Origin of the sequence: Mesorhizobium sp. M4B.F.Ca.ET.089.01.1.1, assembly GCF_004022605.1 — a bacterium.
In the GTDB taxonomy this organism is placed as follows: Bacteria; Pseudomonadota; Alphaproteobacteria; order Rhizobiales; family Rhizobiaceae; genus Mesorhizobium; species Mesorhizobium abyssinicae.
Window position 1 is genome coordinate 1 of the sequence record NZ_RZOS01000599.1, and the last position, 2,841, is coordinate 2,841.

At 59.3% G+C, this 2,841-nt stretch carries 5 protein-coding genes; 2 read left to right on the plus strand and 3 right to left on the minus strand.

The genetic code is table 11. The features are described 5' to 3' along the window. Positions 1–131: 131 nt before the first annotated feature. From EN780_RS31300 to EN780_RS31310, 3 genes are all read right to left on the minus strand, one after another. On the minus strand, positions 132–455 hold the full coding sequence (locus EN780_RS31300; RefSeq protein WP_127311513.1) for a cytochrome c: 324 nt from the start codon (positions 453–455) through the stop codon (positions 132–134). A 110-nt stretch (positions 456–565) separates the two neighbouring features. Next, a complete protein-coding gene (locus EN780_RS31305; protein ID WP_128276208.1) occupies positions 566–892 on the minus strand; it encodes a hypothetical protein in 327 nt (108 codons plus the stop codon). 553 nt (positions 893–1,445) lie between these two features. Next, on the minus strand, positions 1,446–1,658 hold the full coding sequence (locus EN780_RS31310) for a hypothetical protein (RefSeq protein WP_128276209.1): 213 nt from the start codon (positions 1,656–1,658) through the stop codon (positions 1,446–1,448). 283 nt (positions 1,659–1,941) lie between these two features. Between EN780_RS31310 and EN780_RS31315 the strand changes: the two genes are divergently transcribed. Both EN780_RS31315 and EN780_RS31320 read left to right on the plus strand, forming a co-directional pair. Further along, positions 1,942–2,484, plus strand: a complete 543-nt coding sequence (locus tag EN780_RS31315) for a J domain-containing protein (protein ID WP_128276210.1) — start codon at positions 1,942–1,944, stop codon at positions 2,482–2,484. Positions 2,485–2,561: 77 nt separating this feature from the next. Beyond that, on the plus strand, positions 2,562–2,738 hold the full coding sequence (locus EN780_RS31320; RefSeq protein WP_128276211.1) for a hypothetical protein: 177 nt from the start codon (positions 2,562–2,564) through the stop codon (positions 2,736–2,738). The last annotated feature ends 103 nt before the right edge of the window (positions 2,739–2,841 follow it).

The window sequence follows — 2,841 nt, forward strand, 5'->3', positions numbered from 1 at the left end:
ACCCACACCCCCGGCCGCTGGGCCGCCACGTAAGGAGCAAGTTTCGCGGCGAAGCTCGAAGACGTTTCTTCGGCGGCGCTTTCCAAGGCACCGAAGCGCCTTGCGCAAGAGGGGCGACTAGCTGTGCCCTATCAGGGCGGAACTTCGACGGTAATCTTGATCGCGGCATAGTAAGCCGCGGCATTGGCGATGTCCTCGTCGCTCAGCTTCTTGACGACCAGCGACATCATTGAACTCTTGCGCTCTCCGGCCTTGTAAGCCATCAGCGCATGGACCAGATAGTCGTACTTCTGCCCGGCGATATTGGGCGTGTAAGACATTTTGCCGAGGCCATCCGTGCCGTGGCACATTTGGCATTGCACCATGACTTTCCGGCCGGCGATGCTGTCGCCTGCTGCCTGCGCAAATGATGAGTTGACCACGAGGGCAGCCAGGCCAAGGATCAAACCACGCATAGCTATGCTCCGTGAATGCTCCGTCGTCCGTGGCCTTAGGTCGGACGACGAGGCACCCTACACCCGGTGAGGCTGCGTAGCGAGCTATATTAGCTGTAGCTTGATTACACTCACTCGAAGTGATCCAGTGCCGACCTCTCCCGGCTCGCTTCGGTACGGGGCGCAAAGAAGCACCGAATATAAGAAAACGGCGGGGACAGGCAGATGTGATACTGGCTGTCTTCGCTTTCTATAACGCGGTTCTTGGGGATGAAATACCGGGACTTGGATCCGGTCCGGACATTGAAACCGCCACCCGGCAACGGCTCGACAAAGCGCGGAGCGATGACCCCACAGTCCTTTTTGGCGTCGCAGCATTCATAACCGGTGACCGGATCGTGGTAGCCGGTGTACCAGCTGTGAGCGACGGTGAGCGCGATTAAAAAGAGCTTCGCCATGTCCGCCTAATTTAACACGGCGGCTCGACGACAGGCTATCCACATATTAGCAGACGCTTGCGAACCAATTCGCCGCACCGGGAGTCGATCGGGAAGCTCAGTCGCTCTACGGTCAGGCCCCGGTTTACTGATGGCCAGGCAACACATGCCGCATTTTACTAAATTAGCAATGATGCATGAAATGGCCTAAAATAGCTCAGCCGGCGACGCCCCCAACCAAGGCCCACCGGTCAGGCCCGGCCTCACTGGCCTACCCCGCCGCGGGTGCCGGGCCGCTATGAGGGAGGCTTTCCGATGCGAGCGGTTCTATTGATCCTTGCCGTCGTGGCCGTGTTCTTCATATGGGACAATCTGGCCAACGAAGGCCGATATTCTTCGGCAGTAGAGCGCAGCTACCGCTTGGCAGTGGCCGATCTACCTACCGGCTACAAGCGTTGAATCGAGGAGTCAGCACCGGCAGGGACGCCGGGAGCTTGGCCGGATAGCCATTGAGATCAAAAGCTCGCCAACCGGCGCATCGAGGCACCAGCCCAAACTGCGAGCGCCCTGGCCCTTAGCCGCCGGGCCGCTGGAAAGCGATCACGAGTAGCACAAAGGCGATGGCGGCCAGGACGATCGCGGCTGCCCGGATGCGTTTCATCCCACCTTGTTGCAATCGCTGTCGAACCTTCGCCGCTTCGTAGGCGCTATAGAGGCGCAGGCCGTCCTCGCCGAAGCGATCGCTGTTCGGATAGTTGGGTTGCGGCTTTCGGCGGAGCTTCAGCATTGTTGGACCGTTGAAAGAAAGACTCGCCGGGCATGAAACCCCAACCCATGGCCCGGCGAGATTGACAACCCGACCCCACGATCAGGACCAGTGGAGGTGTCCCGGCAATCTCTCCAACGCAAGACAGGTGCCAGCTTTTGGTCCCGAACCGGGACAGAGGTAGCCGTGCGCCAGTTGGCGCTGGTCGCCAGCCAGTCCCTTGCGGGAAGCGAGCTTGCATGTGGGTACCAGTTGCGCGAAGCTGACCGCGGGGGAGTGGTGTAGATTCGAGGCAGCACCACCAATGTTCACTGACTACTACGAACTTCTTGAAATCAGCCCGAACGCCAACTCGGAAACGATTGAGCGGATATTTCGTTATTTTGCCATGCGCTATCATCCCGACAATCGGGACACCGGCGATGATTCACGCTTCAGCGAAATCGTGGAAGCCCACAACACGCTCAAGGATCCGGTCAAGCGCGCGCAGTACGACATCCAGTACAGAGACAATTTGGGCCTGCGCCGTGAGCTGACCGAGGAAGCCAGCAATACCAAGGGGCTTGAGCGGGATGTCGTGATCCAGGCGAAACTCCTGGCACTTCTCTATGTAAGACGCCGCCAGGACGTCAACAATCCAGGCATTGGCGATGACGAGCTCGAACGCCTGTCAGGCTGCCCGCGGGAGCATCTGGATTTTCATCTCTGGTATCTGAAGGCAAAGGGCTGGATAGCGAGGACCGAAAACGGGACGTTCGCCATCACCGTGGAAGGCATCGATCGGGCCAATTCCGAACACCGTCGCGAAGCCACGATCACCACCAAACTGCTGGATCATGCGGATTGAAAGACATCCCGGAGTTCTCCGACAGTCGGCTCGTGCGCAGTGGAAGGGCACAAAAGGGCGCCAGGGGAGGGCAATAATTGTCCGAGAAAAAGGTGATCGCGGTCAAGGACTGGAACTGTGCCATGAGCGACGAGCTTGGCCGCGTCGCCCTGATGATCAATCCGACCGATGGCGAGCCGGTCCTGGTTTTGATGACGATCTTTCAGGCAGCCAGGATGGGGCGCGAGCTGCAGTCGCCGAAACGCGTCTCTTGATGGCTTCGATATCCACAAAGGGGGCGTGGACCGGGAGCGCCAAGCTTGTCGCCAGACGGGGCGGCGGCTAGAGTCGGCGTTCGCAAGGGAGGCGATACATGGC

What these genes read in the sequence shown, in the direction of transcription:
- EN780_RS31300 (WP_127311513.1), bottom strand. Translation starts at nt 455, where the DNA reads ATGCGTGGTTTGATCCTTGGCCTGGCTGCCCTCGTGGTCAACTCATCA.
- EN780_RS31305 (WP_128276208.1), bottom strand. Translation starts at nt 892, where the DNA reads ATGGCGAAGCTCTTTTTAATCGCGCTCACCGTCGCTCACAGCTGGTAC.
- EN780_RS31310 (WP_128276209.1), bottom strand. Translation starts at nt 1,658, where the DNA reads ATGCTGAAGCTCCGCCGAAAGCCGCAACCCAACTATCCGAACAGCGAT.
- EN780_RS31315 (WP_128276210.1), top strand. Translation starts at nt 1,942, where the DNA reads ATGTTCACTGACTACTACGAACTTCTTGAAATCAGCCCGAACGCCAAC.